Raw genomic sequence first — 5319 nt, 5'->3', positions numbered from 1 at the left:
TAGGGTAGTCGTTTCGGCCACCCTATTTTCTTTGAAATCACACTGCCCTATCTACTGCTGACTCTAGATTTGAAGTACCTTGTCATCCCCAAAGGACTGGACCACATGGCTCGACTGAGGACACGATGATAGCGTTGATAGTTGCGTTGCTCTGCCGGCCCCATAGTTCTCAAAATGGCACTGACGGTTCGCTTGCCAGGCGCTAGGATCGCGCCGATAATGAGCACAACTGCTGATTCCCAGACACTTGCTGAAAAAAGTAGTGCAACAAACAGTTTCAGCCAAGAAGGAACATCCATCAGGCACTCAGTAAAAAAGAGGTACTCCTAATTCTGATGCATACTGACTCTGGATGCGAATGGATAAAGTCGAGCTTAGGTTGTCCAATACTCACGTAATGCCATGCGAATGGTTGGGTGGTCAAATGCATACTCCTCTTGTTCAAGGCACCACTCCAGGTACATCACGATTGCTTGTCTTTGCAAAGGATTGAGTGTTGTTAACTTAGATTTGGCGTAATCATCTAACTGCGTTAAATGAAACAATGGATCATCTACTTTATTTTCCAGACTTGCCACGATATAGGCTGGCAAATGAAATCGCATCCCCTCCGCATCAAAAAATGAAAGACTGCTGTGACATCTCTGCAAGTCATCGCAATTCAGTCGATGCCATTCTTCCTTCTCGTCTTTTTCGCGATTTCTCCGCTGCACTTCCTGAGTCTTGTAATCGTCGATGGCTTGGGCTTCCCAGAGGCCAATCCCAGCACCAAGCGTCACACCAGCAAATGCAGACTTGATATTGTTCGCGACGATGTCTTTGTCCATGAATATTTAACGTTTTTTACGGTTGATTGAGTTACATTCTGGATTTTGCGATCGCATGTGACCAATTTTGTCAGTAGCAGAGTTTGCACCAATCCAGATAGCATTCGCAAGTCAGTCGTTATGGGTAATCTATCCTTCAACATCGAAAACCGACAGATTGAGTGGAACAGCATCTCCTAGCCAAGATGCGTGTATAGTGTGGTCTTCCAGATCATTTCCCGTCAGAGCGTGGACAAAAACCGTTAAATCATCTCGATTAACTTCTAGCCATGGAATAAGTTGATCAAACTGAGACTTGCTAAAGGAGAGCTGGCAACTCCATCGAGGATGAGGGCCAACCAACTTTTGATGAACTCGCCCCACCTGAATTCCGAATAGCTCACCTGCCTGGTGGCAAATTGAAGACGCCATCTCCACGGAGTTTGCATCAAAATAGACATGCGCGTGATATCGGTCGTACACGTTTGTGGGTCGTTTCGTCATCGGAGAGGAATGCATTGAACGGCAGAACTGGTTAAACCAAATAAGACTTCCAATGTAGGCTTGATGTATTGGCCGCCATGACGGGTTAGAGAGTCTCTTAAACAGAATTCATTAGGTCTTCATATTCTTGCGAACTCAAGATTTTGGGGGTGGCGACGAGCATACCAGAGTCAACCTCAAAGAAAGGCGTCTGCTTGTAGCTACCATCGATGCGTGCTTTCAAGATCATCAGAACATTACGAATGATCGTTCTCACCTGCCCAGATTGCTCAGGTTTAGGGTCTCCTTTGGCATTCTTTACATTGACGTTGACGCCTTTAGAATTGCAAATATCATCAAGCTTAACGGTAGACGATTCCAAGCAATTATGAACCACACCAACAAAAGACAGAGTATGGCTCGGTAACGTACCACCAATGGGGGTATTACAGCAATTAGCATACCAACGCAATAGCCCCGATTCTGTCAGCCGCATACAGGCCAAATATTCTGTCCCTTGGGCAAAAGAGATATGTTTCGGGAGCATTTGAACGATCTCCGTACCACCCTGGTGATCGAGCATTTCATGACGTCTGCCTAAGAAGTGAGCAAAAGCCTGACAATCTTGGCAGTAACGAGTCACCTGATTGATCGATGCAGATTCATCAATACCCCCTTGAACGTTGCCACATTGACACTGGATTGGATAGGCCATTCTCTACGTCTCCACTGAACTGAGCAATATTACGCGTGCGGTTTAACGAAATCCTTCACCTAAAGCCAAGATGGAATTGACAAGTATTCGAGCTAGACGGCCTTGGGAAGCACAGCACAAAGCTCAAGCGCATGGCCATCAGGATCCTCGAAGTAAACCGACTTTGCCGGAATCCAGTCGTGGACGATGGGGCCTTCCAGCGCGATGCCCTGTTCACGAAGCTGCTGTGCGGATTGCTCAATTTCAGATTCGCCAACAGTGAACGCAAAGTGTTGAGTGGGCCAGTGACCCTGGTCTTCTTGCAAAACGATCATCCCAGAAGTATCCCCAGCTCTAAGAAACAGCCAGTTCCGCTGTTCATCACGAAGGCCCACTTTCAGGCCAAGAAGCTGACAATAAAACGCCTCTGCCCTAGCAAGGTCGCGTACTCGGATAGCGACTTCATAAACACCACGAATGGGAATCATCAACTGTCTCCCTAGGGTTTTTTTCATCTTAACAAGGCTGGCGAATGGCCACTTAATAAAGCAGTAACGTTCTTAAAGTAGGCATCCGTCAATACCAGCATTCGAGATCGTTCAGTTTTATCCTTGCTTAACCAGAGGCACCAAGTGCATCATGTAATCCCGTTTGCCAATAGGGACACCCACCATCCGCAGAATGTCGTAAGCAGTGACCAGGTGGAAGTAGAAGTTTGGTATAAGAAATTCGTTGATATAGTTAATACCCGATAGCTCAAGATAGAGACTGTCGCCTAAATCAATGCGCGTGATTTCAGCTAGCCTGTCATCTTCAACGTTAATGCCCACCAGCTTTTTTTGAGTATTGGCAATGTGCTCGTAGGCCTGGGAGAGAGAGGTGACCTTAGGATCGAGATGATTTGCAGATTTGCCCTCACTCCACAGGGTAAAGTTATGGGGTTGATCGCAGGTAAAGGCGATCTGTGTCCCGAAGGGTAACATATCAGCCGCTATGCGTTTTTGCAGGAAGGAGTCGTTATCACTGAAATGCGTTTGAGCGGTCTTTACAAGATGTTCGAGTGTCGCTAACCGACTTTGAAAGAGGGTTTGAATTGAAGCTATCGCTTGACTGGGCATAGTTTGCTTCCTCAAAACTGATTCTATAAAGCCTATTGATTTCAGCTTTTAGCCTAACGATATGTGGCGTGTTAGGTGTTAAGTTTCTATTTTTGATGCCATGCTTGGTGTGGTCTGGTAGGTTCTCAGAATCTTCTGGATGCTCAGCATTTCAATCCAGCTTTGTTTTGCTGATGTCTCGATTAAGACAATTTCATGCCTGCAACCGTTCTATCAAAAGCCTGGCGATTCAGGTAGCGGTTGTTGTAAGGGAGCGGCCAAATTCAGAAGCATACTGTCTCTAAAGTATGTAAAACCAGCGTATTTGCCCACTTTATAAAAGTCATATCAGAGCTTTCTCAATCGCCTGTACAAGTTGTTCCAACTCTGATTCCAAAGTCAGATAATGTACACAAGCTCTGACGCAGTTAGGATCTGCGATCAGGCGCACCATCATCTTTTGGCTTTCTAGCTGTTGTACAAAAGGACGATGATTGCTGAAGCCTTCAATTTGGAAAGCGACTAATCCTGATTCAGGTGCTGTAGTGCGTAAACAAGTCACTTTTGGAATGGTACTGAGCATCTCCCATAAAATTCGACTAAGATGCACAATTCTTTGATACCGCTCTGTCGGTGTCCCCCACTGTTTTTGTAGTTCAATGGCGGCTGTTAGTCCTGGGAACAGCGGAAACGCAGATGTGGCCACCTCATAACGACGACTGTCTGGCTTCCAGCTTTTGGGTTTACCTTGAGCATCTTGATCAATACCGCGCCAGCCCATAAAAGTAGGTTCCAAACTCTCTAAAGAAGTGGATCGGACGTATAGTCCGCCCAAGCCATCCGGACCACACCACCATTTATGGCCGGTAAAGGCATAGAAATCAACGTCTAGCTCATCAAGACTAAGGGGTAAAACCCCTACAGATTGGGCCGCATCCACTAAAATTGCGCTTGTAGGAACGGCTTGCCGACAGGCTTGGGCCATGGTTGCTAAGGGCAACACCTGACCCGTATTCCACAGAATATGACTGATCACCACTAGGCGTGTATTGGGCCGCAAATGCTCCACCATCATGGCAGTTGGATCACCGCCATTAAGGGTCGCCATGAGCGGGAAAGTCGATACTTCAATGCCAAAGCGACGGGTTAGCTGTTGGGAGGTGGCGATGACGCTAGGATGTTCGCAGTCTGAGAGTAAGAGATGATCGCCGGGTTGCCAAGGGATACCCCACAAGGCAATATTGCAACCACTGGATACAGATTCGGTCAGGGTAATCGTGCTGGGAGAAACGTTGAGTTCAGTGGCTATGGCACGCCTAGTCCCTTCAACTTTTTCCGTCATCCAAGCCAGTGCCCCCCCGGTAAACGGGCCAAGCTCTTGCATTTGGGTATAGGCTGACTGAATGGCAGTGAAAGCAGGTTGTGGCAGTGGGCCTTGACCACCGTAGTTGAAGTACAGCTTATTTCCTAAAGCAGGAAATTGTTGTCGATGTACTTCTAAAGAATGCTGCTGTTCGGAGGTCATACCTATCCTTAGGGTTCAGGTCACAAGGCCAGCATACTAGCCTTCGCTATTCTGCCTGATTTTGCCATCCTGTTAGATTGATCAGCTCCTGTTATGCTGTGCTCAATTAAAGGTCTTGCTGGTTCTGATCGCCATCTGCAAATGCATCTGTAAGAACGCTATGCAAGAACAGTCCGAAATAGATCGATTGCCAGAGCAATATCCAGACAAGTGTATAGTCTTTCATCCTTTCCTCCAAAGTGTTTCCAAGGTGCATGCTCAGAGACCCAGCAGGTAACATCCTGACACCGATGCTTATCAGACAATTCGGAATTTACGGATTGGGGTAAATTCGAGGGCAATGCTGCTAGCAATGAAGTTTGTTCAGAAACCTGTAACAACCTCAAATACGCGAGTCAACCCTATTGTTCTAGCCAGCTATATCGAAAGCTGTCCAAGCAGTCGTTCCATATATGGGCTCTAGGCTGTATGCCAGAAGGTAGTGATTTTTGACTACCTTGAGTGCTGCAAACATCTTGATCTTACATAGATTTAAATATAGCTTCAACTAATTATTAATTGATTTTTATCTATATTAAAATTAGAGGCTTGATTTTGACTTGAGCTAACTTGGGGGGCTTGGATCAAAACCGGGTAACAGTGTCAGGAGCGATCAAGGTAATCTGAAGGCTTGATGTCACCCCCCTGAATTGACCCTCCAGTATGATTTCAACT

The 5319-nt window shown here is 46.4% G+C and carries 7 protein-coding genes; all 7 read right to left on the bottom strand.

What is annotated here, in order from left to right; genetic code table 11:
* Window positions 1-47: 47 nt before the first annotated feature.
* Window positions 48-299 carry a transposase gene (locus Q0991_RS09390; RefSeq protein ID WP_299487710.1) on the bottom strand — a complete coding sequence of 84 codons (252 nt, stop codon included), beginning with the start codon at window positions 297-299 and terminating at the stop codon, window positions 48-50.
* Between the two features lie 75 nt (window positions 300-374).
* Complete coding sequence (locus Q0991_RS09385; RefSeq protein ID WP_299487707.1) at window positions 375-827, bottom strand: DUF6714 family protein; 453 nt, start codon at window positions 825-827, stop codon at window positions 375-377.
* Between the two features lie 129 nt (window positions 828-956).
* Entirely contained in the window at window positions 957-1325 is a 369-nt protein-coding gene (locus Q0991_RS09380; protein WP_366524932.1) for a DOPA 4,5-dioxygenase family protein, read from the bottom strand.
* Window positions 1326-1407: 82 nt separating this feature from the next.
* Window positions 1408-2004 (bottom strand): DUF6151 family protein, encoded by a 597-nt coding sequence (locus Q0991_RS09375; protein ID WP_299487704.1) that lies wholly within the window; start codon window positions 2002-2004, stop codon window positions 1408-1410.
* A gap of 92 nt (window positions 2005-2096) precedes the next feature.
* Entirely contained in the window at window positions 2097-2471 is a 375-nt protein-coding gene (locus Q0991_RS09370) for a VOC family protein (RefSeq protein ID WP_299487701.1), read from the bottom strand.
* 117 nt (window positions 2472-2588) lie between these two features.
* Window positions 2589-3101 (bottom strand): DUF1993 domain-containing protein, encoded by a 513-nt coding sequence (locus Q0991_RS09365; protein ID WP_299487699.1) that lies wholly within the window; start codon window positions 3099-3101, stop codon window positions 2589-2591.
* Window positions 3102-3423: 322 nt separating this feature from the next.
* Complete coding sequence (locus tag Q0991_RS09360) at window positions 3424-4605, bottom strand: aminotransferase class V-fold PLP-dependent enzyme (protein ID WP_299487697.1); 1182 nt, start codon at window positions 4603-4605, stop codon at window positions 3424-3426.
* Window positions 4606-5319: the final 714 nt, after the last annotated feature.

It is taken from the genome of Acaryochloris sp. IP29b_bin.137, from assembly GCF_028285745.1.
Classification (GTDB): Bacteria; Cyanobacteriota; Cyanobacteriia; order Thermosynechococcales; family Thermosynechococcaceae; genus Acaryochloris.
Note: the sequence above shows the minus strand (reverse complement) of the source record. Positions and strands in the feature narration are given on the sequence as shown.

Excerpts from the sequence above, each read along its gene's own strand:
- Q0991_RS09365 (WP_299487699.1), bottom strand. The coding sequence starts at position 3,101 with ATGCCCAGTCAAGCGATAGCTTCAATTCAAACCCTCTTTCAAAGTCGG.
- Q0991_RS09370 (WP_299487701.1), bottom strand. The coding sequence starts at position 2,471 with ATGATTCCCATTCGTGGTGTTTATGAAGTCGCTATCCGAGTACGCGAC.
- Q0991_RS09360 (WP_299487697.1), bottom strand. The coding sequence starts at position 4,605 with ATGACCTCCGAACAGCAGCATTCTTTAGAAGTACATCGACAACAATTT.
- Q0991_RS09390 (WP_299487710.1), bottom strand. The coding sequence starts at position 299 with ATGGATGTTCCTTCTTGGCTGAAACTGTTTGTTGCACTACTTTTTTCA.
- Q0991_RS09380 (WP_366524932.1), bottom strand. The coding sequence starts at position 1,325 with ATGCATTCCTCTCCGATGACGAAACGACCCACAAACGTGTACGACCGA.
- Q0991_RS09385 (WP_299487707.1), bottom strand. The coding sequence starts at position 827 with ATGGACAAAGACATCGTCGCGAACAATATCAAGTCTGCATTTGCTGGT.
- Q0991_RS09375 (WP_299487704.1), bottom strand. The coding sequence starts at position 2,004 with ATGGCCTATCCAATCCAGTGTCAATGTGGCAACGTTCAAGGGGGTATT.